Consider the following 25,383-nt stretch of genomic DNA (forward strand, 5'->3'; position numbering starts at 1 on the left):
GGACGGGGGGGACGTCCGCGCGCCGCGCCGCGGCCCGCGATGTCCCCTAGTCGAAAAATTTCGTTTAATCCGCCAAAAACCTGTCTTTTCCCTCATTCGACGAGCCTCTGCGTCTGGTAGGCTACCGTTTCACGAGACGCGCCTTCCTGACGCGCCCGACTTCTCCACGCGCGCAGGTCAGCGCATGCTCGAATGACACGCTCATGGTGACGCGCCGACCGAACATCGTGATTGCCATCAGTATCGTGCTGGCCAGCGCGATCCTTGCGATCGCGGTGTGGGTATTGGCGCAGATGCGCGACGATGCGCTGCGGCGTGCACAGGATTCGGTCTTCAACGTCTCGCTGCTGGTCGAGCGCGACGTGTCACGCAATCTCGAGATCTACGATCTGTCGCTGCGGGCGGTAATCGACGGCCTGAAACAACCCGGCGTGCTGGACCTGCCGCCGAAGATCCGTCAGATGGTGCTGTTCGACGGCTCTGCCAGCGCCAAAGACATGGGTTCGATTTTCGTACTCGACACAGCCGGCAACGTCATCTTCGATTCGCAATCCACGCCTCCGCGTCCCATCAATCTCGCCGAGCGCGACTATTTCAAGGTTCAGCGCGATTCCCCCGATGTCGGCCTGTACGTTAGCCATCCGTTCATGCCCAAGCTGACCGGCAAGGACGTGAGCATTGCGTTGAGCCGTCGGATCTCGCGGCCGGACGGCAGCTTCGGCGGCGTGGTGGTCGGCACGATGCGCCTTACTTACTTCAGGCATCTTTTCGCCGGCATGAATCTCGGCTCGGGCGGCTCGATGGCGCTGATGCTGAGCGACGGCACGATGCTGATGCGGCGCCCCTACGATCCGAAAATCATCGGCCGGAGTCTGACCGGCACCTCGAACTATTCACGCTTCCTCCAACAGCCGAGCGGGGACTTCTTCGGCACGGCAGCGATCGACGGTGTCGAGCGCTGGTACGCGTTCCGCCATATCGATATGTATCCGTTGATTCTCGACGTGGCGCTCTCTACGCGCGATATCTACGTGGAGTGGCGGCATCGCGCGTGGCTCATCGGTTCGCTGATTGCGGCGCTCGACGTGGTGATCATTGCGCTCGCTGTCCTGTTCTCGCAGCAACTGCGGCAGCGCCGCGCGGCCGAAGAAGAGTTGCGCGTGCTCGCGCGTACCGACGGCTTGACCGGTCTGAACAATCGCCGCACGTTCGAGGAACATGCGGAGGAAGAGTGGCGCCGCGCGCAACGTAACGGCTGGCCATTGTCGATGCTGCTGATCGATGTCGATACGTTCAAGGGCTTCAACGATCTATACGGCCACTCGGCCGGCGACGATGCACTCATCGCCGTGGCGCGCTGCATCGGACAGAGCGTGCGGCGCCCGGGCGATACCGCTGCGCGCTACGGCGGCGAAGAATTCGCCGTGCTCCTGCCGGATACCGACGAAGCCGGAGCGGCGACCATCGCTGAGAAAATTCGCACGGCGGTTCAGGCGCTCGAACTTCGCCATGTCGCGAGTTCGCATCATGTGCTGACCATCAGCATCGGCATTGCGTGCACTAGCCGCCAGGTATTTGCGACGAGCCGCGCGCTCGCAATCGCCGCGGACGAGGCGCTCTACGAGGCCAAGGACGCCGGCCGCAACCAGGTGCTTTGCTATCCGGTGGCGGCGCGGGCGGATCGGCGGAGTGCCGTGGCGTCGCCGGCGCAATGAGGCAGGACAATTTCAGAGGTGTGCCGGTCCGCGGATCGCGCTGAGTTCGAGCAGAGGGCCAGCGCTGATTGGCGCGGAACCTACCGCGCGCGCTGCGCTGAAAAATTTTACCCGGGTAATATGTTGCGTTCAATTTATACCCGGGTATAATTCGACAAATTCATCTTTCTGGAATTTGTCATGACCCCCCACCCTGCAACCTGTATCGCATTCGAAGGGCACCGCCGCATTTCCGCGGGCCCCATGTCCGATGTGGCGCTCGCTGTACGCGAAGTGCTGGCGCGCGGTGAACAGGCACCCGTGCTGATTTTCGACGATGTCACGAGTCGCCCGGTCGAGTTTGATTTGCGCGGCACGCCTGAAGAGATTCTGGCGCGGCTGGCTAGCGAGGCGCCCGGCGAACAACCTGCACCAAGCGCTGACGTCAGGGAAGACGACACTCCGCGCCGCGGCAGGCCCAAGCTCGGTGTGGTGGCGAGAGAGGTCACGTTACTGCCGCGTCATTGGGATTGGCTCAACGGGCAATCGGGTGGCGCTTCGGTCGCGCTGCGCAAACTGGTCGACGCGGCGCGGCTCGCAGGTGAGGACAAGGACCGCAAACGCGCAGCGCAAGAAGCGGTGTATCGCTTCATGACCGCGATCGCCGGCAATCTGCCTGATTACGAAGACGCAACGCGCGCGCTCTATGCCGACGATCGGGCCCGGTTTGACGGCATCGTCTCGACATGGCCGGAAGATGTGCGCAATCACACGCTGCGCCTGGCTGAAGGTGCGCTCGTCACGCATCCGTAAATTCAACCGCGCACTGCATTGAACGCGCCGGACGCACCGGCGAGTGCGTCGGCCGACGAAACGTATAGATAAAAAAAAAGCCGCTCACGCCGGGGAGCGTGAGCGGTAAGTCGGAGAGTTACATCAACATCACGTGCGCTCATGGGGGGTGAACGCAACAAACAAAGTCTAAAAGCCCGGCTCATCCCCAAATATCAGACAAATCCCAATCATCGCGCCGACATACAAAACACGTTCACGTAGCGATCCGGCCCCGTGTGCCAGGCATTCCTTACATCATCCTGTCCCGGTTATGCCCACCATTTATCGCATCAAGTCTTCGTTACGCACGCCGTAAAAGAGGTGGCAGCGTCGCCTCGTAGCTGAAAACTGGCGAAATGTTTTGCCATGGCGCAGCGACGCGAGCGTCCCCTTAGGACTTGTGAAGGATGGTGAGATGAAGTGGTTCGACCGCATGACCGTATTCAGGAAGCTGCTGTTGGCGTTTGCCGTTGTGATCGGGTTTTGCGTCGTGATCGGTGGGACTTCGCTGAAGACGTTGTCGTCGATGCACGCCATTACCGATGCCATCTGCGACCAGCACATGAATGGCCTCTACTGGATGGAAGAGGCGAACCGCCACAAGATTGATTCCGATCTTGCCGCCGCGAATCTCGGCTACGCCGCTGACGACGCCGGCCGTCAAAAGTTGAAGGACAGCATCGTCGCATCGCTCAAGGAGATGCATGGCGCCTACGATCAGTATCACGCGACCATCGCGACCAGCAGGGGGCAGGAGATGTTCGACGAAGTGCTGCGCAAGTCGGGCGTGTGGGAGGGCATCGTGCATCAGCAGATCGGTCTCGAACCGATTCCGGCAGGCGTCGACAACAACGAACTCGTGCGCCGCGCGATTGCGTCGAGCGAGGCGTTGCGTGATCGCATCACGGCGCTGATCGACTATCGCCGTCAGCAAGCCAACGAAGCCCAGCAGGAGGCGAGCGCCGACTATCAGCACATGCGCATCGTGATGCTCGTGCTGGTGTTGGGCGCGATCGCGGCGGGCACGTTGCTCGCGACGGTGATCGCACGACGCCTCGCGCGCCAGCTCGGCGGTGAACCCGATTACGCGATGCATATCGCCAACCGCATCGCCGATGGCGACCTGAGCGTGCGCGTCGACACTCGTGCGGGCGACACCGGCAGCATGCTGTTCGCGCTACGCAACATGCGTGAGCGGCTGGCGGGCATCGTCTCGGGCATCAGCGAGTCGAGCGAATCGATCCTGATGGCGTCGGGCGAGATCGCGCAGGGCAACACTGATCTGTCGCAACGCACCGAAGAGCAGGCTGCCGCGCTGCAGGAAACCGCGTCGAGCATGCAGGAACTGACGTCGACGGTGAAGATGAACGCCGAGAACGCGCAGCAGGCAGGTGGTGTCGCGCATGGTGCGTCGGAAGTCGCGGCGCGCGGCAGCAGCCTGGTCGGCGATGTGGTCGAAACCATGCGCGAGTTGGCAGCCGGCTCGAAGCGCATGACGGACATCATCGCGGTGATCGAAGGGATCGCGTTCCAGACCAACATTCTCGCGCTGAACGCAGCCGTAGAAGCGGCGCGAGCCGGAGAGCAGGGCCGCGGCTTCGCGGTGGTGGCGGGCGAAGTGCGTTCGCTCGCGCAGCGCAGCGCGGTGTCGGCCAAGGAGATCAAGGAGCTGATCGAAAGCTCGACGGCGCGTGTGGGCAGCGGCGCCGAACTGGCCGAGCGGGCCGGTCAGACGATGGCGGAAGTCACGCATGCGGTAAAACGCGTGACCGACATCATGGGTGAGATTTCGTCGGCGTCGCAGGAGCAGAGCACCGGCATCGAAGAAGTGAACCGCGCGGTCGCGCAGATGGACGACGTGACCCAGCAGAACGCGGCGCTGGTCGAGCAGGCGGCGGCCGCGGCGGCGTCAATGGCGGACCAGGCGAGGCAGTTGCAAACGGCGGTCACGGTTTTCTCGCTGGACGCTCGGCACGCATAGCGCTCTTCACACGCGTTTTGCCGCCCTTGCCAGGCCTGGTGGCTCTCCGTACACTCGCGCGTAATTCCCAGACGGCGCAGTTCCGCTGCGTCGTCCACTAAAACGCCGACAGAGGAGAACCCCCGCCATGGCCGATTCCTATTTCCCACGCTGGCGCGCCCAGCCGAACGCTGCCGAGGGCCGCATTGTCGGCACCGACGAGCGTCTCGCGTGGCCGCAGATGTTTGCAATGGGTATTCAGCACGTTGTCGCGATGTTCGGTTCCACCGTGCTTGCGCCGTTACTGATGGGCTTCGACCCGAACCTGTGCATCTTCATGTCGGGGATCGGCACGTTGCTGTTCTTCGTGCTCGTGGGTGGGCGCGTACCGAGCTATCTCGGTTCGAGCTTCGCGTTCATCGGTCTGGTAATCGCGGTGACGGGGTACGGCGGCCACGGTCCGAACATGAATATTCCGGTGGCGTTGGGCGGAATCATCGCGTGCGGCGTGGTGTACGCGATCATTGGCCTGATCGTGTCGGCGGTCGGCACCCGATGGATTGAAACGCTGATGCCGCCGGTGGTGACGGGCGCGATCGTCTGCGTGATCGGCTTGAATCTCGCGCCGATCGCGGTGCATGGCGTGAGCGGCAGCAACTTCGATTCGTGGATGGCGCTGGTGACGGTGCTGTGCGTCGGCGCGGTCGCGGTGTTTGCGCGCGGCATGCTGCAGCGTTTGCTGATTCTGGTCGGCCTGCTGATGGCGTACGTGATTTACGCGATCGTCACGAATGGTCTCGGCATGGGCAAGCCGATCGACTTTGCGATTGTGGCGAACGCTGCGTGGTTCGGTATGCCGCAGTTCACCGCGCCGGTTTTCAACGTGCAGGCGATGACCTTGCTCGCGCCGATCGCAGTGATCCTTGTTGCTGAGAATCTTGGGCATATCAAGGCGGTGAGCGCGATGACCGGTCAGAACCTCGATCGTTATGTCGGACGTGCATTTATCGGCGACGGACTCGCAACGATTCTGTCTGGCTTTGCCGGCGGCACCGGGGTGACGACGTACGCCGAGAACATCGGCGTGATGGCCGTGACCAAAATCTATTCGACGCTGGTGTTCATGATTGCCGCAGCGATTGCGCTGGTTTTGGGCTTTTCGCCGAAGTTCGGTGCGGTGATTCAGACCATTCCGGGGCCGGTGCTGGGCGGCGTGTCGATCGTCGTGTTCGGCCTGATCGCGGTGACTGGCGCGCGCATCTGGGTCGTGAATAAAGTCGATTTCTCCGACAACCGGAATCTGATCGTGGCAGCGGTGACGCTCGTGTTGGGCGCGGGAGATTTTTCGTTGAAGCTCGGTGGCTTCGGACTTGGCGGGATCGGTACCGCGACCTTTGGCGCGATCATTTTGTACGCGCTCCTGAGAAGGAAGCCGGCGCAGGGGCCGGTGGCCTGATTGATCTGGGCGATGGCCTTTTCTTTTGTGATCGGGAGAACAAGCGACCAAGAGAAAGGCCATCGCCGCGTCGAGACGCTGACTGCTACCGCTACCTCTATCGTTTCCGCACTGTCAGCGCCGTCTCCGACAGATCTACCTCGCGCATGAGCTTGTTCAAAGTCTCGTCATTGATTGCCTGACTATTGCGCAGCGCAAGCAGCACCTTCCGCTCGGCTCGCATCGCCGCCAACTTCATCCGGAATTCCAGCGCATCGGCACGGCGCGCCAGTTCACGTGGCTCCTGTTCGTCTTCCAGCGTGGCGAGCCGCCGTCGATAAATGTCCATGACTCGCGCGGTGACATCCGCGGCGTATGCCGATGCCGACTCATCCAGATCCGCGCAATCTCTATCGTGCACTTCATCAACCGCGCGAATCGCGGCTTGCGCCGCCAATGTGCGCGCCATCGCCTCCTCTGCGGCATGCGGATCCTTACCCCGCCGCCAGCCGCTCAACAACAGCGGCAACGCCACGACTGCCACCAGCAGCGATAGCAGAATCACACCCGACGCAATGAAAATCGCCAGGTCTCGCCCCGGCAACGGCGCACCACCCGGCAACACCTCGGGCAACGACAACACACCCGCCAGCGTCACCGCGCCACGCACGCCGGCTACCGTTGTCACCGTGACCGTGCGCAACCCCGGCACGGCACTCGCCATGCCGTGCTTCGCCGCGCCGCGGCTCGCGAACCAGCGCAGCAACCACACCCACACGAAGCGCAGTGCGTAGAGCGCCGCCGCCACCGCAGCGATGTACCCGATCAGCCGCCCCACCTCCACGTCGCTGGTCTCGTGCGCGTCGAGCAGCGCGCGGCCGAGAATGTGCGGAAACTGCAGGCCCAACAGAATGAACACCATGCCGTTGAAGACGAATTCGATCATCGTCCACGTGCTGTTCCCGCGCACTCGCGACGACACCGGTCCGGCGTTCGCGATGTTCGCGTAGTTCATCATCATGCCGGCCGAGACCGCGGACAGAATGCCCGAGAACTCAAAGCGCTCGGCGATCAGATACGCGGCGAACGGAATCAGCAGCGTCATTACTACGCCGGGCGCCGGATCGCCTTCTTCGTTAAGACTCAGAAAATGCGCGGACACAAAGCTGAACAGCCAGCTCACCGCCGCGCCTGTCGCGAGACCGCCCACCGCGATGATCACGAAGCTGATCGACGCGTCGCGCAGCGAAAACACCCCCGTCAGCGCCGCGGCAATCGCGAACTTCAACGCGACAAGGCCCGACGCGTCGTTCATCAGCGCCTCACCTTCGAGGATATGCATCAGCCGCCCAGGAATCTTGCCCTTGCCGGCAATACCGCTCAGCGCCACCGCATCGGTCGGCGACAGCACCGCGGCAAGCGCGAACGCAACCGGCAGCGAGATCGACGGCACCAGCGCATGGATGAAGTAGCCGACCGCCAGCACCGTCATGAAAACCAGGCCAAGCGCGAGCATCAGGATGGAACGGCGCGCCATGAACAATTCGCGCTTTGGGATTCGCCATCCATCCGCGAACAGCAGCGGCGGAATGAACAGCATCATGAAAATTTCCGGATCGAAGGTGACGTGCAGCCCGAGCTTCGGCCATGCGAGCAATGCGCCGATCGCGATCTGGACCAGCGGCAGCGGCAAGGCGACCCGCATCATCCGGGCCACGATGCCGGATGCGGCGACGGCGAGCAAAAGAATCAGTACGGTAAAGACAATATCCATCGGTCTATTTCTGGAGATATAGCGGTGCGTCCTCTGCGATCGTCGACGATGCCGCCGCATATCGATCACGAGGCGCGCGTGAGGCACAAGGCAGAAGTTTAGCCCGCTGCCGCGCCACGTCATTGTTAACCCGGCAAGGTCCCGCGAGCGCGGTCGGCAAGCGTCCAGGTAAGGTAATGCACCTTAACGGTGCGCTCTGCGCCCACGTGCGGCGCATTGGCTCGTTCATCGGTGCAATCTTTCATGCAAATTTCATTCGAATGTGCGCCAGCGTGCGCATGGAGCTTGCTTAAGGAATATCGATGACGCACATTTTGAGAAATGGTGCCGAGGTTGTTCGCTTCCGCGTTCGGACCGGCCCGGCTCTCGCGTGAGAGGATTGCATGACGATTGCGCAACAGGAAAGGACGGCCAGCGCGCCGCATGGCTTCGATGTCGAGGTGACGTCGGGGCTCGAACGTTTTTCGGCGCAGCATGGCGAGCTGACGTTGACTAGCGTGTTTCAACCCATTTTCAGCCTGTCGCATATGCGGGCAGTGGGCTATGAGGGACTGCTGCGCGCGCACGATGCGCTCGACCGGCCCGTGTCGCCGCTCGACGTATTCGGTGAGGCGGCGCGTCTTGGCGACGTGTTGCAGGTCGACCGGCTCGCCCAGACCCTGCATCTGGAGAACTTCAAGGTACTCGGCGCCGAGCGCGAATGGCTGTTCCTGAACGTGCATCCCGGCGCGCTCACCGACCCGTATCTCGCCGCCGCATTGCTCGCCAACCTCAAGCGGCTCGATCTGTCGCCACGGCGAATCGTGCTCGAGGTGCTCGAACAACGCGCGGAAGATCTCGAACGTCTCGCTGACGCGGTGCGTCAGTTTCGCGAGCGTGGTTTCCTGATTGCACTCGACGATTTTGGCGCGGGCCATTCCAACGTCGAACGGATCTGGCAGTTGAATCCTGACATCGTGAAGCTCGACCGCATCATGCTGTCGCATGCCGCGCATCGCGCCGATATGGCGACGATTCTGCCGGGGTTGGTGGCGCTGCTGCACGAAGCGGGCAAGCTCGTGCTGATCGAAGGCGTCGAAACGGAGCATGAAGCGCAGATGGCGCTCGCCTGCGATGCAGACTTCGTGCAGGGGTTTTTCTTCGGCCGACCGAATCCAGGTGCGGCCGACGCGGCGCACGCCGCGACTTGCATCAGCGAAGTCACCGAACGTTATCGCGATCAGGCCGAAGCGCGCGAGCGCCGCAATGCGAGCCGTCTCACACCGTATCTGCGGGCGTTTGAGCGTGCCGCGGAACGGCTCGCCGCCGGCGAACCGCTCGAGGAAGTGTGCTGGAATTTCCTCGCACTCGACCATGCCGCGCGCTGTTTTCTGCTCGATGCGAAGGGCAAGCAGGCGGGCCGCAACGTCGTGTTGCGTGCCGATCGCGCGGCGCATGAGACGCGCTTTTTGCCGCTTGCCGACGCGCAAGGGGCGAACTGGCTGCGTCGTCCGTATTTCCGTGCGGCGATCAACGCGCCGGAGCGCGTGCATGTGACGCGTCCGTATCTGTCGATCAACGAGGCGCTGCCGTGCGTGACGCTGTCGGTGGCGACGCGCGTCGGTGATCAGACGTGCGTGCTGTGCGGCGATATCGACTGGGTGGAAGAATAGCGGTTCGGATGCTTCGCTCTGAAGGGTGGGCGGCGGTCCTCACGGGCCAGATTGGCAGGGCGCGCGGCGGTTCTGAGATCATGTCGTTTTTAACGACCCACAGCCGCGCTCATGTCAGTCCTACTCGAAGTCATCGCCACGACCGTCGCCGACGCCCGGCTCGCCGCGCAAGCCGGTGCGAACCGCCTCGAACTCGTCACCGCGATGGGCGAGGGCGGTTTGACGCCGAGCCTTGGCTTGATCGAAGCGGTGGTTGCCGCGACGGCCATACCCGTCAACGTGATCGTCCGCCCGCATAGCCGCTCGTTCGTGTATGACGCCGACGACTACGCCGTGATGCTGCGCGACGTGCGTGCAGTCAAGGCGGCCGGTGCGAGCGGCGTGGTGATCGGCATGCTGACGGCGGATGGTGAGATCGACCGCGAGGGCCTCGCGCGTGCGATCGATGCGGCGGATGGCCTGGCCGTCACCTTCCATCGTGCGTTCGACGAAACGCGTGATCTGCAGAAAGCGCTCGACGTGCTGCTCGGTTTCGACGCCGTGACGAATGTGCTGACCTCGGGTGGAAAACCTTCGGTGCTGCAGGCAGAGTCGATCGTGCGTGAGCTGGTACGGCAAGCGTCCGGCTCACATTGCACGGTGCTGGCAGGCGCGGGTTTGACCGTCGATGCGGTCGCCGGCTTCGTGAGCGCGACGCAAGTTCAAGCGGTTCACTTCGGTTCGGGAGTGCGCGTTGGCGGCAACGGTCTTGCGCCGGTCGACGCGGCGAAAGTCACGCAGGTGAGAGCGTTACTGGACGAAAAGCGTGACTGATTCATCGGGAAGATAATCCGCGCTATTGGGCGCAGCGAGTGGCAAATCCATCAGCCAAAAAAATGCCGCTCCGAGGTTGAACCCGAAGCGGCATTTTTCATCCGCAAGGCGAAAGAGTTACTTCGCGACGACCACCGGAATCCCGCGCAACTGCCCGGCGCCCTTCACCTCTTCCAGCGACTTCTTCACCGACACACTCGTCGCTGCTTCGATCTGCAAGCGTGCCGCGAGATCGCGCTCGCCGCGCTTCACCCCCGCCAGATTCGCCAGCTTCACGTGACCATAACCGCGTACACGCGCATGCAGATCGGCCAGCTTCGCGACGTCTTCCAGATTGTTCGCGTTGAGCTTCGCGAACGCGCGTTGCAACGTGGTTTCGTAGTCGCGGGAGAGTTCTCGCTCCATCTTGCGTTCGAGCGTGCGGCCGAACGGATCGAGCATCGTGCCACGCAGACCGCTGAATTTCGCCATCACGCCGAGCACCGGCCACATCCACTGACCGAAGGTCTTCTTGGTCGGATTCACGCCTGGTTGAGGACGCGTGAGCGTTGGCGGCGCGAGGTTGAACTTGATGCCGAAGTCCTTACCCGCGACGCCTTCGAATTGCGCTTCCAGTGCTTCGCGGAATGCCACATCAGTATGCAGGCGCGCGACTTCGTATTCATCCTTCACCGCGAGCAGACGATAGAACGTCGTCGCCACCGCACGCGTGATGCGCTCGCTCTTTGCATCGACCGCGGTTTCGGCGCGACGCGCCGCATCGACCAGTGCGCGATAACGCTTCACATAGTTCGCGCCACCGTACGTTTGCAGACGGCCCTCGCGATGCGCGATCAGTTCGTCGAGCGTATCGACACGCACTGCCTGCTTCGCAAGATGCCGGGCTTGCCACAGCGATTCGAGCGCAGCGGGATCTTCCGCAGCAACACGCCCGATCGAAAACGCCAGTTGATTCATCTGCACCGCGACGTTGTTCAATTCGATCGCGCGCATCATCGCGGCGAACGACACCGGCACGAGGCCAAGTTGCCAGGCATAACCGAGCATCAGAATGTTCGCGCCGATGGTGTCGCCGAGAAAACGCGTGGCGAGCGCCTGGGCGTCGCACGTCGACATGCGATCGTCGCCTGCCGCGTGGCGCATCTTGTCGATCAACGCGTCGGCATGCAGCGTCGCGTCCGGGTTCTGCACGAAGGTCGCGTTCGGGATTGCATGCGTGTTGACGACGATGCGCGTGCGGCCATGACGCACCGTTTGCAAGGCATCGGCGCTCGCGCCCACCACCATATCGCAGGCAAGCAGTACGTCGGCCTGCTGCGTGTCGATACGCACCTGATTGAGCCACTCGTCGCGCGCGGCGAAGCGCACGAACGACAGCACCGAGCCGCCCTTCTGCGCGAAGCCCATGAAGTCGAGCACCGACGCGCTCTTGCCTTCCAGGTGCGCGGCCATGCTGATCAATGCGCCGACCGTCACGACGCCCGTGCCGCCAACACCGGTCACCAGGATGTCGTACGGCGCGGCATCGAGATGCGTCGCGGGAATCGGCAAGGCGTCGACGCGTGCAGCGAGCGCGGCCGGATCGAACGCGGCGCCTGCGGCTTTCTTTAGCTTGCCGCCTTCCACCGTGACGAAGCTCGGACAGAAACCGTTCACGCAGGAATAATCTTTATTGCACGACGATTGATCGATGCGGCGCTTACGCCCCAACGCAGTCTCAAGCGGCTCGACCGACAAGCAGTTCGATTGCACGCCGCAATCGCCGCAGCCTTCGCAGACTTCCTCGTTGATGAAGAGACGCTTGTCCGGATCGGGAAACTCGCCTTTTTTCCGGCGACGCCGTTTTTCAGCCGCGCAGGTCTGGTCGTAGATCAGCACGGTCACGCCGTCGGTATCGCGCAATTCGCGCTGCACGGTATCCATTTCACTGCGATGGTGGAACGTCGTGCCCTTCGGAAAGAGATCGTGGTGACCGTCGTATTTCTCCGGCTCGTCGCTGACCACGACGAAACGCGACACGCCTTCGGCTTCCACCTGGCGCGCGATCTGCGGCACCGAGATGCTGCCGTCGACCGGTTGGCCGCCGGTCATCGCGACCGCATCGTTATAGAGAATCTTGTACGTGATGGTGGCTTTCGCGGCCACTGCCTGGCGGATCGCGAGAATGCCCGAGTGAAAGTAGGTGCCGTCGCCGAGATTCTGGAATACGTGGCGCGTTTTCGTGAACATCGAATGCGAGGCCCAATCGACGCCTTCGCCACCCATCTGGATCAGGCCGGTGGTGTCGCGCTCCATCCACGACGCCATGAAGTGACAGCCGATCCCCGCGTGCGCGATTGAACCTTCAGGCACTTTGGTCGATGTGTTGTGCGGGCAGCCCGAGCAGAAATACGGTGTCCGTTTTACGCTATCCGCGGCATTCGAGAGAATTTGTGGCGCCACCAGATCGACGACACGCTCGCGGCGATCCAACGCCGGCTTGTGCTTCGCGAGCCAGTTCGCGAACACCGGCAGAATGCGCGACGGCCGCAATTCACCGAGCGACGACAGCAGCAGCGTGCCGTCTTCGGCGTTCTTGCCGACCACGATCGGCCGCATGCCTTGCGTGCGGTTGTACAGATAGTCTTTGATCTGCTGCTCGATGACCGGGCCTTTCTCCTCGATCACCAGCACTTCGGACAAACCGGACACGAACGCGTCGATGCGCGTCATTTCCAGCGGGAACGACAAGCCGACCTTGTAGATGCGCACGCCGGCCGCTTCCAGATCGGCGACCGTCAGATCGAGCCGGCGCAGCGTTTCCATCAAGTCCAGATGCGCCTTGCCGCAGGTGACGATACCCACGTTCGCATGCGGACTTGGCGCGATCCATTTATCGATGCTGTTGGTGCGCGCGAAATGACGGACCGCGTCGAGCTTCGCGTGCATCCGCGCTTCGATTGTCAGGCTCGGCAGATCGGGCCAGCGATTGTGCAGGCCGCCAGCCGGTGATTCGAAATCCTGTGGAATCGTCCATTCGGTTTGCAGCGCATCGAGGTCTACCGTCGAACCGGATTCGACCGTTTCCGAAATCGCCTTATAACCGACCCACGCACCCGAGAAGCGCGACAGCGCCCAGCCGTACAAGCCGAATTCGAGCATGTCGGCGATGTTCGACGGATTCACCACCGGCATATGCCATGCCATCAACGCGAAATCGCTCTGATGCGGCATCGACGACGACACGCAGCCGTGGTCATCGCCCGCTACCACCAGCACGCCACCGTGCGGTGACGAGCCGTACGCGTTGCCGTGCTTCAGCGCATCGCCCGCGCGATCCACGCCGGGGCCTTTGCCGTACCACATCGCGAATACGCCTTCGACGGTGCGCTCCGGGTCCGATTCCACCCGCTGCGTACCGAGCACCGCGGTGCCGCCGAGTTCTTCGTTGATCGCCGGCAAAAAGCGAATATCACTCGCCGTGAGCAGTTTCTTAGCTTTCCACAACTGCTGGTCGACCATGCCGAGCGGCGAGCCACGATAGCCGCTGATGAAGCCGGCGGTGTTCAGGCCCTGCGCACGATCGGCTGCGCGCTGCATCAGCACAAGGCGCACCAGTGCCTGCGTGCCGGTCAGGAAGATCCGGCCGCAGGTGGCGGTGAGGTTATCGGACAGCTTGTAGTCGGCGAGAGCGGGCGTGCCGTCGATGGGCAGGCGAGCGGTCATGGGTGAGTCTCCAATGTTTTGCATCCGCGCGCCGTGGGGTGGGGGCCACAAAAGGCGGCGCGGCGAAAGAGACTCTATTTTTTAGCGCCAATTGGAGTGAATTTTTTCTACTTGGCGAGGCGTTCAACGAAACAGCGCGACGGGGCGCGCGTTTTAATGAAGTTTTGAGATGGATCTGCCGCGCGGCGGGCGGGTTCGGGTATGCCCTGGTGCGTTTCAGTCCTGTTTTTACGGCGCGGGTGCCTTCGCCGTAGACGCGGCGACAGGCGCCGAATCGAGCGGCACGACCTCGTCGAAATGCGAGTAGTCGATGTGACTCACGCCGTTTTCCTCGCGCATGACGTCGACGAAGCGGTGTTGCCAGAGAATCTGCTCGCAGGGCCACATGTGGCGCGCCTGCATGGTTTGCGAGGTCGATTCGTCGACCCCTTCAAGCGTAAGCAGCAGCGACGCGTCTCGGCCCGTGAGCGTCTCGGCGTTTTCGCCGAACAGCGGGCTGTTTTCGTCGATGACGTGCATCAGGACCCAACCCAGTTTGAACACAGGATGCTGGTCGCGCACCAGCGTCAGATCGTAGAGCTTGCGCAGCGTAAAGCCTTCGACGGTGGTGTCGAGGCGCATGATACGCAGCCTCGCACGCGCTTCGGCGATGACATTCTGGCGCGCGTTGGCGGCGCGCACCATCAGCGTCATACGGCCGTCGAGCGGGCGCACGACCGCATAGCGGGCAAACATGATCTTTGCGTGCGGACGTGAGAAGCGCGCGAAAATCAGCCCCGTCGCCAACGCGATGCTGGACATGCCGACAAAGATTTCGAACGTGGCGACCCAGTGCGCGTAGACGGTTTGCGGATGCATGTCGCCATAGCCGACCGTCGCGAGCGTTTCGACGCTAAAGAAAAATGCACCGCCGAAGCCCGATGGAAACTGATTGGCGATCGGTGCGTTGCCGAGCATGTAGAGCGCGGCAAAAAAGGTATTGAGCAGCAGGAACAGGACGCCGAGCGAGATAAAAAACATCGGCCAGCGGACGACGAGTGCACGGTGATAGAGATCCTGCCAGAGCGGCGTCGGCATGCCGTGCGCAATGACCACGCGATCATCCAGGCGCATCTCGCGGCTACCACGCGGGCGACGTTTTCGCGCTAGTGCTTCGGCTTCGGCTTCGGTGTCGCCGATGGCGGAAAAGCGGTCTGACGGTTCGGTAGCCATCGCGTGCTCGTGAGGATGAAAACGCGCAAAGCGTAGCACGCCGTCTCGCGTGCTAAAGGTGATTTTCGGCGTGCTGCGCAGGCGGTGACGGCGGCGTCCTGGCGGGGCGTTTAGCGCGATTCGGATCGCGCCCAGAGTGTGCCGCTGCTACGCACGCCTCGCCGGATGCACCTGTTTTGCCGTTACGGAAAGGCCCGTGGCTTCGGAATGCCGGCGCCGTGTTCGATGTCGTCGACCGCTTGCTGGTGCGCTGCGGCGACGGCTTCGGCTTCGTCCGCGTAGCCGTTGTCGCCACCGACGGTGGTCCACGACTTCACCGCTTTCTCACGATGCCGGATCTCGTATTCCGCGTCCCAGCGTGCACCGTTGAGTTCGAGAGGGCGGACGTGAATCGAATACACGCCGTAGAGGAAGAGCTGTTCAGCCATGATCGCCTCCAGCCGGTTGATTCAGGAGTGGCGCAGCGTGATGGGCGCGGCGCCGGGTTGCCTAGAGTTCGATTTCCCCGAGGATGCGGTGGGCGAGCGCCTTGGCTTCCTCGAGGGCTTCCTCGGGCGTGGACGAAGTGGCTTCGACTTCGTAGACCGTGGTCTCCTGGTCGGTGCCTGCTTCACCGTCGTCGCGGGAAAGGGTAACAATGCCCTGCCACGTGTCGCTTTGTACTTCTCTTATCGACGCGGTGGCCGTGTAGATACCTTTGGTGTAGGTGATGTCATCCATGGCGACGCTCCTTGTTCCAAAGGGTTGGGTTTTTTCATCCTAGCACGATGACCGTGGTTCGGTTTATCGCGGTACGGCGCCGAATGTTGCCAACCGATGTCGACAACGATACGCGCCGCACAAGGCAAAAAAACTACAGCAGCGCCACAACCTCATCCAAAGAAGGCGCATGCGCGCCAGCATGGCGGCACGCCGCGGCACCGGCGGCCAGAGAAAAGGCCAGGTGCTCCGGCCACGCTCGCTGCGGTGCGGTCATCAAGCTGAACAGCAGGCCGCCAATCGAGGCATCGCCCGCTCCCACCGTATCGACCACTTCCACCCGTGGCGGCCGGGCCTCCACCACCATGGCGCCGTCGATCAACATGGACGTCTCCGGCCCACGCGTGACCAGCACGGTGGCGGCCGGATTCATCGCCCGCAGCTGGGCAAGCGCGCCAGCCTCGTCGTCCGTCTTGAACAGCATGCGCAAATCTTCGTCCGACACCTTTATCAGATCGGCCAGCGCGGCCATCTTCCGCAACGTGGGTTCGTAGCCATGCTCCATCAGATTCCGGTAATTCGGATCGAAACTGATCTTCACCCCTCGCGAGCGCAACTCGGCGGCCAACGCGGCAAGCGTGTCGCCAAGCGGCTGACGCACCAGGCTGATGCAGCCAAAATGCGCCCACTTCACCTGCCCGATCCAGCCAGCCGGCAGGCGCGTCGGATCGAACGCCAGATCGGCGCCGTTCTCACCCATGAAAAAGTACGCAGGCGGATGCGTCTGATGAACGATCGCCAGCAGAGGCGGGCGCTCCACGCGCTGCATGAAACGCATATCGAGCCCCGCGGCGACGCTTGCGTTCCACAGTTCGTCGGAGAAGTTATCGACGCCCAGTGAGCCGGCACACGCCGTCGGCAAACCGAGCCGTGCCACGCAGCGCGCGACGTTCCAGCCGGCGCCGCCAGGACGCGAGAGCCACTGCGAGGCGCCGGTCCGTACGAGATCGGTGAGGATGTCGCCGGCCGAGACGAAGAAGGGGAATTCGGTGTTCGCGTTCAAGTTGCTCATTTTGCTTACTCCGCGGATTCGGACGCAGCGGTCGCGCCGTCAGGCAGTGCGTGCGCCAGCACCTCGTAGCACGCGCCCATCGTGTGATAGTCGGTCTTGCCGGCGGGACTCTTTTCGTCGCTGTATTTACGGTTGTCGCACGTGAGGATGCGGTACCACGCGCCGTACTTGTGATCGACGAAATGCGCCCAGCTGTAGCGCCAGATCTCGTCGTACCAGTCCCAGAAGCGTTCGTTGCCGGTGCGCCTGGCGAGCAGCGCCGCAGTGGCGAACGTCTCCGCCTGAACCCAGAAATACTTGTCGTGGTCACACACGGTGCCGTCCGGGCCGAAGCCGTAGTAGAGGCCGCCGTGATCTTCGTCCCACGCATGCGTCATTGCGGCGTCGAATAGTTCGATCGCGCGCGGCAGCAGCCACGGCAACGGACGATAGCGCTCGAGAATCAGCAGCAGCTTCGCCCACTCGGTCTGGTGCCCCGGCTGGAAGCCCCACGGACGGAAGATGTTCGAGCTGTCTTCCTCGTTGTAATGCCAGTCGACCGACCAGTCTGCGTGAAAGTGTTCCCATACGAGGCCTTGCGACAGCTTCGCCTGGCGCAGCGTGATGTTCGACGCCACCCGTTCCGCACGATCGAGATAGACCAGGTGCCCGGTCGCCTCGTGCGCGGTCAGGAGCGCCTCAGTGGTGTGCATGTTCGCGTTCTGGCCGCGGTACGAACTGACGCGCCAGTCGGGTGTCGCTTCGTCGGCGTAGAGGCCGGCGGCGGCGTCCCAGAAGCGATGTTCCATCAACTCGAAGGTCGCGCCGATCATCGGCTTCGCTTCCTCGATGCCCGCCATCGCTGCATGCGAATACGCGAGCAGCACGAAGGCGAGGCCGTAGCAGTGACGCGTCGCGTCGAGCGTGCGTTTGCGGCCGTCGCGCCATTCGAGTTCCCAATCGTAGCCCTGGTGCTCAGCGTCCCAATGCGCGTCGCGCAGGAAGCGCAAGCCGTGGCGCGCGTACTCGAGATGCTGCGGGTCGCCAAACTGGCGATACGCCATCGCGTAGTTGAAGACGTAGCGGCACGTGCTTACCAGATGCCGTGTGGTCTTGTCGTAGACCGAGCCGTCGTCGCGGAAAAAATGGAAGAAGCCGCCGCTTGGATCGAGCACGTTCGGCGCATAGAAGCGCAGCGTGTCCTGCACATGAGAGAGCAGAAAGTCGCGGCTGCGAAAGCTGTCGACGGGCGCCGCCGCGGCGGCGCCGTTGGCGGGGTGAAGCGGATCGGATTGCGTCATGGCGTTTTTACCAAAGTACTGGCACGGGCAATGAGATGGACGGGCAAGCGGACTTCGAGTTCAGCGGGCGTGTCTTCAAGCAGCAGTTCGACGCCGCGCCGGCCGAGCGCTTCCTTGTCGACCGAAATGGTCGATAGTGGTGGTGTGGCGTGAGCGGCGGCGGGAATGTCGTCGAAGCCGATGATCGCGATGTCCTCGGGCACGCGGATGCCGCGCGCGAGGCACGCGCGCAGCGCGGCGAGCGCGGCGGCGTCGTTGTAGGCAAATACGGCATCGGGGCGCGGGCCTGGTGCGTCGAGCAACTGATGCATCGCGCGCGCGGCGCCGCTGTCGGGATCGAGGCCTGCGTCGATGGTGACTTCCAGCGATGGGTCGAACAACAACCCTGCTTCGAAAAACGCGCGCCGGTAACCGAGCGCGCGCTGGGCGATGCTGAAGTGCGCGAGCGAGCCGCCGATGAACGCGACGCGCTTGCGCTGCTGTTCGAACAGATGCCGCATGGCGAGCGTGGCGCCCGCGGCGTTGTCGAGATTCACCGAGCGCAGGCCCGGCGCCCACAGGTCGATCAGCACGAGCGGGCGGTGCATCGCCACCAGTGTGGTCAGCGTTTCAGGCTCCACGAAACCGGCGATCGCTACCGCATCCGGCGCATGCAGGCGCATCTGCTGGATCACGTCTTCGGTTGGACCGGCGGTGAGCACGGAAGGCACGATGCCGCGTTCGCGGCACGCGTCTTCCACGCCATGGAGCACGTGCGAAAAGAACGGGCTGACGGCGAAGTTGTTGTGCTGACGGTGCAACAGGAAGGTGAGGCGGCGGATGCGCGGCCGCAACTGGGCGGCGTCATAGCCGAGTTGCCGCGCCGCTTCGACCACGCGTTCACGGGTGGCCTCGGAAAGGCCGGGCTGATTCTTCAATGCGCGTGAGACGGTGCCGATCGACACGCTGGCCGCGCGGGCGACGTCGCGGATGGTTGTGGCCATCGAATGAAGCGGCCGCAAGTGGGGCGGCCGCACGGTATTTGGGTTCGGCCGATTGTATAGTAAAACGTCGCTAAAACAGCCTTTGAAACGTGTTATCCGTACCCGGAGATACCCGTAGACGGCGCTCCTGGCCTGATTTATGTTGTTTAGTAAAATAAACTAAACAAGGCATGGGCGTTGCCCTCGGCGCGCCAGCGCACTCAGTCGACAGGCATCGCCGCCATGTCGGCTTGTCCCCGTAACAGCGCCACGCTCTCATCCGCGTCGATCAGCACGAAGCCGCTCGTCTCGTGCTTCGCGCGCCGCTTCGCAAGTGCCGCGACGGAGGCAATTTCCTCACTGCTGTAAAAAGACGGCCCGCCGTCCGACTCGACGCGCACGCAGCCGATCGCCATTGTTACGAAGCCGAAGAAGGTCGGATTGCCGCGCCGGTCTTCACCGTGGATGCCGCCGGTCAGCCGGTCCGTGGGCGCGTAGAAGCGCTGCGCGCCTTCGTTGAACAGGTGAATCGCGCGCAGTACACGCTCCTGCCAGTCCTCGCTCTGGAACAGGATCAGGAAGTCGTCGCCGCCGACGTGGCCCAGGAAATCGCGAGTCGGGTCGCAGACATCGGCGAGTACGGCGGCGGCGAATTTCAGCACTTCGTCGCCTTGCCAGTAGCCGTACTGGTCGTTGAATGGCTTGAAGTGGTTGAGGTCGACGTAGCATGCGTAGAAGCCCGCGTCGTGACCCAACAGGCGGGCGATGTGCGAGCTGATCGGGATGTTGCCCGGCAGAAAGGTCAGTGGGTTCGCGTAGCGCGCGGCTTCGATGCGCACCTCGGTTACCGCGCGCACCAGCTTCTCGCCGGTGCCGAGACCGGCGTACTTGCCGTGGTTGTCGGTGATGACGAAGCCGTCGGCGAGATAGCGCTGATCGTCGCTTGCGAGAAGTTTGGCCATCTGTTCGACGGTCATCGATTGCTCGATGATCACCGGAGATGCGTTCGCAAACTGCAGACACGGCCGTTTGCCGAACAGCTCGCGGTGGTAAGGCAGCGCGTAGCGGTCCATGAAGCTGCGACGGTTGATGAGCGCAACCGGTTCGTCGTGTTCGACCACCGCTACCGCGTGCAGATCGGGCAGGCGGTTGAACAGTTCGAGCACGTCGTTGTTGGTCGCGTGGCGCGGCAGCGCGGGCGCGTGCACCATCATCTTCGCCGATGCCATGCCGCCCGACGGCGACGCGCTGCTCGCTGTGCGCGTGGTCTCCGGAAATACGGCGATGTGACCGGCACGCAGTGCGTCGCGGGCGTCGTCGGTGACGCTGCTGGCCGGCTGGGCATGCGGCCGGCCGAAGAAAAACCCTTGTCCGCAGCCGATCCCCATGTCGCGCACCACGATCAGATCCGCTTCGTCTTCAATGCCTTCGGCCACCAGCCGCGCGCCGCTTGCGCTGGCGAAGTGCTGCATCGCGCGCACGGCTTCGAATTTCAGCGAGTCGCTTGCGATGCCGTGGATAAAGAAGCGGTCGATCTTCACGACGTCCGGTTGCAGGCGCACCCAAAGATTCATGCTGGCGTTCGCGGTGCCGTAATCGTCGAGCGCAAACTGCGCGCCGGCCGTGCGAAGCGCTGAAATCACCGGCAGGAAGCTGGCGATATCCAGAATTGTGCTTTGCTCGGTCAGCTCGATCACGATCCGTTGCGGATCGACGCCGCGATGACGCAGCAGCGCGAGTGTGTCTTCCTGCGCGTCGGCCAATTGACGGATCGCGCCCGCGCTGAAATTGAGAAACAGCTTGCCGTCGAAATCGAGTTTCGCGAACGCGTCGATGCAGGTGCGCGCGGCAGCCTGCTCGAGTTCAAGCGCGCAGCCCTCGGCAAGCGCCTGCGAAAACAGGGCGAACGGCGTTTCGAGCGGTGTGCCGGCGGGGCCGCGGATCAGACCTTCGTAGCCGAGGATCGCGCCGTCGTCGAAATCGATGATCGGCTGGAATACGGCGGACAAGTCACGCCGGGCGATCAACTCCTCGATGCGCGGCGTAGCGGATCGGGAGGGCGAACGAGGTTGCATGGCAGTTAGGCGTAGCGATCGACCTTCGTCTTATCGACCCATCTTGCCGGGAGTTAAGTGAAGTTTTAGTGAAGCGTTGCACCGGGGTGGTGCGTCGCGGCCTTGGGCCCGCTGGTGGCGGTTGTGCCAAGGCCAGGACTTTGCCTATGCCATCCGGCTGAGGCGACAGCAAAGGCGTTTGAGCGTGAAATAACAAAAAAGCCGCACGAGGCGGCTTTCTTCAAATGACGCTCAGGGAGGGCGCTTATGAATGTCCTGTTTGCATTGCGCGCGTATTCAACGGCGCGCGACGGCGGCAGCGGGCCGCTCGCGCGAAGCCGCGCGGGTTTCGCCGCTGATGTCGCGAGCCCCCCAGCGCTGCGCGAGCGCGGCGCACACCATCAGCTGGATCTGGTGGAACAGCATCAGCGGCAAGACCACGGCGCCCACCGCATGCGAGGCGAAAATCACCTTGGCCATCGGCACGCCGGCGGCGAGGCTTTTCTTCGAACCGCAGAAGATGATTGTGATCTGGTCGGCGCGGTTGAAGCCGAGCCGCTTGCTGACCAGGATCGTCACGGCCAGTGCGAGCGCGAGCAGTACGACGCTGATCAACAACAGGCCGCCAAGTGCGGACAGCGGGATCTGGTGCCACAGGCCTTCGTCGACGGCCTCGCTGAACGCGCCGTACACCACCAGCAGGATCGAGCCCTGGTCGACGAACTTCAGCACGCCGCGATTACGTTCGATCCACTTGCCGATCAACGGGCGCAGCAACTGTCCGGCCACGAACGGCACCAGCAGTTGCAAAACGATGTTGCCCACCGTATGCCACGGCGAGGCGCCCCCGCTCGCAGCCTGATTAGTGACGACGAGGCTGACGAGCGCGGGAGTGATGAAGATGCCCAGCAGGCTCGAGGCCGACGCGCTGCATACGGCAGCCGGCACGTTGCCTTTGGCAATGGACGTGAACGCGATCGACGATTGAACCGTCGACGGCAGCGTGCAGAGGAAGAGGACCCCCGCATAGAGCGCCGGCGTGACAAGTGGCGAAAGGAGCGGCTTAAGCGCGAGGCCGAGCAGCGGAAACAGCGCGAACGTGCTGAGCAGCACTACCAGATGCAAACGCCAGTGCGTCGCGCCCGCAACGATCGCTTCGCGTGAGAGTTTGGCGCCGTGCAGGAAAAACAGCAGGCCGACCGCAACGTTCGTCACCCAGTTGAACCCGACGGCGGCCTGCCCATGAACCGGCAGGAAGCTGGCAAGGATCACGGTGCCCACGAGGCATAAGGTGAAATTGTCGGGAAGCAGTTTCGGGCGAGCCATGGCGGAATCTCGATTCGGTGATGCGGAAAGCAGGGCGCGCAAATGTGCCCGCCTCAGGCTATGGGAAACAGCTATTGTTGTTGAAAACCGATTGAATATGCAAATTCATTTACCGAATCGATTAATGAGCATTACGCATCGGATGCGTTGCCCCGGCGGTCTCATGCGGCGCCGGCGGGCAGTTCCAGTATTGGCGACCGTATCTGTTTGGTCCACCGCCGTTTTGACAATCCGGCGAAAAAAACCGACCTGGATTTGTCATACGCAAGTCCCCGCGGTGGATCTCGCAAAAGCCGCTCAGCCAAGCTGTTTCAGGGCTTTCGCGCAAGGGCTCTGTCGCAGAAAAACGTCGCAGTAACAAGGTGTTACAACAGCGGTCCGGGCCTAACACTTTTTGGCTCGACACCCTTTGCCGGGACCCATAAATTACTGCTCAAAGGCCATCGGGATGCCCCGCGCCGCGACAGATACGCAGCGCTCGTGCCGGTCCCAGAACAAGTCCATCGCAGCTCGAACGGTGGACTTCAGGCAGGTCTTCGGGCATGTGAGTCACTTGGTGGACGGGTTGTCGAGAACGAAGCACTGGGCGTTGGGCGCGGTTATCGCTGCGCTGTGCTCGTTCGCCTGTGCAAAAGTGCCGGGCGTGCCGCACGGCGGCGGTGGCGGCAGTTATTCGCATGCCGCCGCGGGCCACGCAATGCGTGGCGATGTGCGCAACAGCGGCTATTACTATGGCGCCGCCAATGCAAGACCGGCTCGCAATAACGTGGCCGACAACAACGTGCGCTTGCCGCGTGGCGGTGCGAACTTTGCCACCGGCGGCTACGCCAACGGCTTTGGCGGTTACAACCCAGGCATACGTCGCGCTACCGGACCGGCCGGATATCCAAACGACGGCCGCGGCGGCATGCAGTACGCCGGCGCTATCACGCCTGTCAGCGCCGAATCGCGCGCTGTGCCGCGTCCGCCGCCCAACGCGCCAGTTCGCACCGGTTCGATTCGCGCCGATGTCGCCCGCTACAACGAAGAGCGCGGCGCCTCGCGCGCAATGCAACGCCCCGGGGACGACCCGCGTCAGCAGGAAGGTTCGCCGTACCGTAACTAATGGCAGTACGGGAGTCTTACTCCCGCCAAACGCGGTCTAATAACGCCGCTCCTCGCCTTACCGTTCGTTTCACCGAACTCCTCTCCCACGCTTCGCCGAATCCGCTTTGCCGGCTTTCAAACCGATTGCTGCGGCATTGCGCGTCGCTGCCGTCCTGAAAGCCCCTGTCAATGTGACGTTTCGACGCCACACTTTTTTGAAAACATTCGGCAGCAAACCCTCTCCCGTCGTCAAATTTGATCGTTTTCGCCGCGGCGCGTCATCCGCATGTCATCTGAACCGTTATCACCCAGTCGGGCGCAATGTCAGTAACGCTTTGCGCCGAACCGCGAAGTCCGCGGCGATGCAGTGAGCAAGTACACGGTCACTGCTTTATCAGGCCGATAAGTGACAAAACTAATCAGATCGCTATACCCGCAATAACCCACGATATTTTTGTCCATAAAAATGGTCCGCAAAGATGGTCCCGCCCAGATTGGCTCGATGATCGAACGGACAACAACAATCATTCGCGCGAGCTCCCCCTTTCGCACAGCCTCACCTTTTTGACAAAGACAGGAGAACCCATGAAAACAAGCATCAGCAGTGCGCTGAAGACCACCCTCAAGGCAACCGCGTGTGCCGCCCTGCTGGCCAGTGCATCGTCTGCTTTTGCGCAATCGAGCGTACAACTCTACGGTCAGGTCGACGAATGGGTTGGCGCGCAGAAATTCCCGGGCGGCAAGACGGCGGTCCAGGTGTCCGGTGGCGGTATGTCGACGTCGTATTGGGGCTTGAAGGGGGCTGAGGATCTGGGCAACGGCTACAAGGCGATCTTCGCGCTGGAAGGCTTCTTCCTCGCGCAGAACGGCCAGTACGGCCGCTTCACGGGCGACACGATGTTCTCGCGTAACGCCTACGTCGGTATCGAGTCGCCGTACGGCACGGTGACGGCAGGCCGTCTGACCACGCCGCTGTTCGTGTCGACGATTCTGTTCAACCCGTTCGTCGACTCGTACCAGTTCTCGCCGATGGTATGGCATACCTATCTCGGTCTCGGCACGTTCCCGACCTACTCGACCGATCAGGGCGTGACGGGCGATTCGGGCTGGAACAACGCGGTGTCGTACTCGTCGCCGAACTTCAACGGCCTGTCAGCGACGGCGATGTACGCGCTCGGCAACACGGCCGGTGAGAACGGCTCGAAGAAGTGGAGCGGTCAGGTGCTGTATTTCCACGGCCCGTTCGCGGCGACCGCGGTGTACCAGTACGTGAACTTCAACAGCGTGCCGGGCGACCTCGGCAGCTTCGATACGTCGGGCGTTCCGGGCCTGAAGAGCCAGAGCGTCGCGCAGGTCGGCGCGTCCTACGACATGAAATTCGTGAAGTTCTATGGCCAGTACATGTACACGTATAACCAGCAGACCGTTTCGAGCTGGCACGTGAATACGGGGCAGGGCGGCGTGACGGTACCGGCCGGCCCGGGCTCGGTAATGGCGTCGTACGCCTATTCGCGCGACGGTGGCGGCTTCAACCAGACCCGTCAAACGGCTTCGGTCGGCTACGACTATCCGTTGTCCAAGCGCACGGATATCTACGCGGCTTACATGTACGACAAGATCAGCAGCCAGTCGAGCGGCGACACGTACGGCGTCGGCCTCCGCGCGAAGTTCTAGGCGTCTGGGGAACAAGGCGGGCGGCGCCTGCGAGCAGGTGCCGCGTGATGCCAACTCTGTCGGACCAAGGCAATACCTGCAAAGCCCACCTTCCCCGGAAAGTGGGCTTTGCTGCTTCTGGCGTCCGTTTCTGGTGCCCGCGTTTGTCCGA

18 protein-coding genes are annotated in these 25,383 nt (G+C 62.7%); 8 read left to right on the plus strand and 10 right to left on the minus strand.

Annotation, left to right across the window (positions count from 1 at the left end; all coding sequences use genetic code 11):
• Positions 1–203: 203 nt before the first annotated feature.
• From PQQ86_RS00940 to PQQ86_RS00955, 4 genes are all read left to right on the plus strand, one after another.
• Positions 204–1,715 (plus strand): sensor domain-containing diguanylate cyclase, encoded by a 1,512-nt coding sequence (locus PQQ86_RS00940; RefSeq protein WP_408264208.1) that lies wholly within the window; start codon positions 204–206, stop codon positions 1,713–1,715.
• A 180-nt stretch (positions 1,716–1,895) separates the two neighbouring features.
• On the plus strand, positions 1,896–2,507 hold the full coding sequence (locus tag PQQ86_RS00945; RefSeq protein WP_408264210.1) for a DUF2239 family protein: 612 nt from the start codon (positions 1,896–1,898) through the stop codon (positions 2,505–2,507).
• Between the two features lie 436 nt (positions 2,508–2,943).
• Complete coding sequence (locus tag PQQ86_RS00950) at positions 2,944–4,509, plus strand: methyl-accepting chemotaxis protein (RefSeq protein WP_408264212.1); 1,566 nt, start codon at positions 2,944–2,946, stop codon at positions 4,507–4,509.
• A gap of 127 nt (positions 4,510–4,636) precedes the next feature.
• On the plus strand, positions 4,637–5,944 hold the full coding sequence (locus PQQ86_RS00955; protein ID WP_408264214.1) for a solute carrier family 23 protein: 1,308 nt from the start codon (positions 4,637–4,639) through the stop codon (positions 5,942–5,944).
• A 97-nt stretch (positions 5,945–6,041) separates the two neighbouring features.
• Here PQQ86_RS00955 and PQQ86_RS00960 read toward each other — a convergent pair whose 3' ends face one another.
• Entirely contained in the window at positions 6,042–7,697 is a 1,656-nt protein-coding gene (locus PQQ86_RS00960) for a Na+/H+ antiporter (protein WP_408264216.1), read from the minus strand.
• A 383-nt stretch (positions 7,698–8,080) separates the two neighbouring features.
• Here PQQ86_RS00960 and PQQ86_RS00965 point away from each other — a divergent pair, with 383 nt between their 5' ends.
• Both PQQ86_RS00965 and PQQ86_RS00970 read left to right on the plus strand, forming a co-directional pair.
• The gene (locus PQQ86_RS00965; RefSeq protein WP_408264218.1) at positions 8,081–9,349 is read left to right on the plus strand and encodes a sensor domain-containing phosphodiesterase; all 1,269 of its coding nucleotides are present in this window, start codon (positions 8,081–8,083) and stop codon (positions 9,347–9,349) included.
• Positions 9,350–9,460: 111 nt separating this feature from the next.
• Positions 9,461–10,162: a copper homeostasis protein CutC gene (locus tag PQQ86_RS00970; RefSeq protein WP_408264220.1), complete on the plus strand. Its 702-nt coding sequence runs from the start codon at positions 9,461–9,463 to the stop codon at positions 10,160–10,162.
• A 117-nt stretch (positions 10,163–10,279) separates the two neighbouring features.
• On the opposite strand, the gene PQQ86_RS00975 is transcribed toward PQQ86_RS00970, so the two are convergent.
• The 9 genes from PQQ86_RS00975 to PQQ86_RS01015 all read right to left on the minus strand — a co-directional run bounded on the left by PQQ86_RS00975 (position 10,280) and on the right by PQQ86_RS01015 (position 22,472).
• Positions 10,280–13,867 (minus strand): indolepyruvate ferredoxin oxidoreductase family protein, encoded by a 3,588-nt coding sequence (locus PQQ86_RS00975; protein WP_408264221.1) that lies wholly within the window; start codon positions 13,865–13,867, stop codon positions 10,280–10,282.
• Positions 13,868–14,095: 228 nt separating this feature from the next.
• Positions 14,096–15,079, minus strand: coding sequence for an ion channel (locus tag PQQ86_RS00980; RefSeq protein ID WP_408264222.1), 984 nt, complete (start codon positions 15,077–15,079; stop codon positions 14,096–14,098).
• Positions 15,080–15,261: 182 nt separating this feature from the next.
• Positions 15,262–15,507 (minus strand): hypothetical protein, encoded by a 246-nt coding sequence (locus PQQ86_RS00985; protein ID WP_115781641.1) that lies wholly within the window; start codon positions 15,505–15,507, stop codon positions 15,262–15,264.
• Positions 15,508–15,568: 61 nt separating this feature from the next.
• Positions 15,569–15,799 carry a hypothetical protein gene (locus PQQ86_RS00990; protein WP_408194319.1) on the minus strand — a complete coding sequence of 77 codons (231 nt, stop codon included), beginning with the start codon at positions 15,797–15,799 and terminating at the stop codon, positions 15,569–15,571.
• Between the two features lie 133 nt (positions 15,800–15,932).
• A complete protein-coding gene (locus PQQ86_RS00995; protein WP_408264223.1) occupies positions 15,933–16,850 on the minus strand; it encodes a carbohydrate kinase family protein in 918 nt (305 codons plus the stop codon).
• A gap of 5 nt (positions 16,851–16,855) precedes the next feature.
• Complete coding sequence (locus tag PQQ86_RS01000) at positions 16,856–18,130, minus strand: AGE family epimerase/isomerase (RefSeq protein WP_408264224.1); 1,275 nt, start codon at positions 18,128–18,130, stop codon at positions 16,856–16,858.
• Positions 18,127–19,113 (minus strand): LacI family DNA-binding transcriptional regulator, encoded by a 987-nt coding sequence (locus tag PQQ86_RS01005; RefSeq protein ID WP_408264226.1) that lies wholly within the window; start codon positions 19,111–19,113, stop codon positions 18,127–18,129. Before PQQ86_RS01005 ends, PQQ86_RS01000 begins: the two co-directional genes overlap by 4 nt.
• 200 nt (positions 19,114–19,313) lie before the next feature.
• Positions 19,314–21,167, minus strand: coding sequence for an EAL domain-containing protein (locus tag PQQ86_RS01010; RefSeq protein ID WP_408264228.1), 1,854 nt, complete (start codon positions 21,165–21,167; stop codon positions 19,314–19,316).
• A gap of 276 nt (positions 21,168–21,443) precedes the next feature.
• Positions 21,444–22,472 (minus strand): bile acid:sodium symporter family protein, encoded by a 1,029-nt coding sequence (locus tag PQQ86_RS01015; RefSeq protein WP_408264230.1) that lies wholly within the window; start codon positions 22,470–22,472, stop codon positions 21,444–21,446.
• 556 nt (positions 22,473–23,028) lie between these two features.
• Here PQQ86_RS01015 and PQQ86_RS01020 point away from each other — a divergent pair.
• Positions 23,029–23,577: a hypothetical protein gene (locus PQQ86_RS01020; RefSeq protein ID WP_408270000.1), complete on the plus strand. Its 549-nt coding sequence runs from the start codon at positions 23,029–23,031 to the stop codon at positions 23,575–23,577.
• A gap of 566 nt (positions 23,578–24,143) precedes the next feature.
• Complete coding sequence (locus PQQ86_RS01025) at positions 24,144–25,232, plus strand: porin (RefSeq protein WP_408264232.1); 1,089 nt, start codon at positions 24,144–24,146, stop codon at positions 25,230–25,232.
• The last annotated feature ends 151 nt before the right edge of the window (positions 25,233–25,383 follow it).

Source organism: Paraburkholderia sediminicola (genome assembly GCF_046026675.1).
GTDB lineage: Bacteria > Pseudomonadota > Gammaproteobacteria > Burkholderiales > Burkholderiaceae > Paraburkholderia > Paraburkholderia sediminicola_F.

Excerpts from the sequence above, each read along its gene's own strand:
- PQQ86_RS00985 (WP_115781641.1), bottom strand. The coding sequence starts at position 15,507 with ATGGCTGAACAGCTCTTCCTCTACGGCGTGTATTCGATTCACGTCCGC.
- PQQ86_RS00940 (WP_408264208.1), top strand. The coding sequence starts at position 204 with ATGGTGACGCGCCGACCGAACATCGTGATTGCCATCAGTATCGTGCTG.
- PQQ86_RS00965 (WP_408264218.1), top strand. The coding sequence starts at position 8,081 with ATGACGATTGCGCAACAGGAAAGGACGGCCAGCGCGCCGCATGGCTTC.
- PQQ86_RS00975 (WP_408264221.1), bottom strand. The coding sequence starts at position 13,867 with ATGACCGCTCGCCTGCCCATCGACGGCACGCCCGCTCTCGCCGACTAC.
- PQQ86_RS00990 (WP_408194319.1), bottom strand. The coding sequence starts at position 15,799 with ATGGATGACATCACCTACACCAAAGGTATCTACACGGCCACCGCGTCG.
- PQQ86_RS00945 (WP_408264210.1), top strand. The coding sequence starts at position 1,896 with ATGACCCCCCACCCTGCAACCTGTATCGCATTCGAAGGGCACCGCCGC.
- PQQ86_RS01000 (WP_408264224.1), bottom strand. The coding sequence starts at position 18,130 with ATGACGCAATCCGATCCGCTTCACCCCGCCAACGGCGCCGCCGCGGCG.
- PQQ86_RS00950 (WP_408264212.1), top strand. The coding sequence starts at position 2,944 with ATGAAGTGGTTCGACCGCATGACCGTATTCAGGAAGCTGCTGTTGGCG.
- PQQ86_RS00960 (WP_408264216.1), bottom strand. The coding sequence starts at position 7,697 with ATGGATATTGTCTTTACCGTACTGATTCTTTTGCTCGCCGTCGCCGCA.
- PQQ86_RS01005 (WP_408264226.1), bottom strand. The coding sequence starts at position 19,113 with ATGGCCACAACCATCCGCGACGTCGCCCGCGCGGCCAGCGTGTCGATC.
- PQQ86_RS00970 (WP_408264220.1), top strand. The coding sequence starts at position 9,461 with ATGTCAGTCCTACTCGAAGTCATCGCCACGACCGTCGCCGACGCCCGG.
- PQQ86_RS01025 (WP_408264232.1), top strand. The coding sequence starts at position 24,144 with ATGAAAACAAGCATCAGCAGTGCGCTGAAGACCACCCTCAAGGCAACC.
- PQQ86_RS01010 (WP_408264228.1), bottom strand. The coding sequence starts at position 21,167 with ATGCAACCTCGTTCGCCCTCCCGATCCGCTACGCCGCGCATCGAGGAG.
- PQQ86_RS00980 (WP_408264222.1), bottom strand. The coding sequence starts at position 15,079 with ATGGCTACCGAACCGTCAGACCGCTTTTCCGCCATCGGCGACACCGAA.
- PQQ86_RS01015 (WP_408264230.1), bottom strand. The coding sequence starts at position 22,472 with ATGGCTCGCCCGAAACTGCTTCCCGACAATTTCACCTTATGCCTCGTG.
- PQQ86_RS00995 (WP_408264223.1), bottom strand. The coding sequence starts at position 16,850 with ATGAGCAACTTGAACGCGAACACCGAATTCCCCTTCTTCGTCTCGGCC.
- PQQ86_RS00955 (WP_408264214.1), top strand. The coding sequence starts at position 4,637 with ATGGCCGATTCCTATTTCCCACGCTGGCGCGCCCAGCCGAACGCTGCC.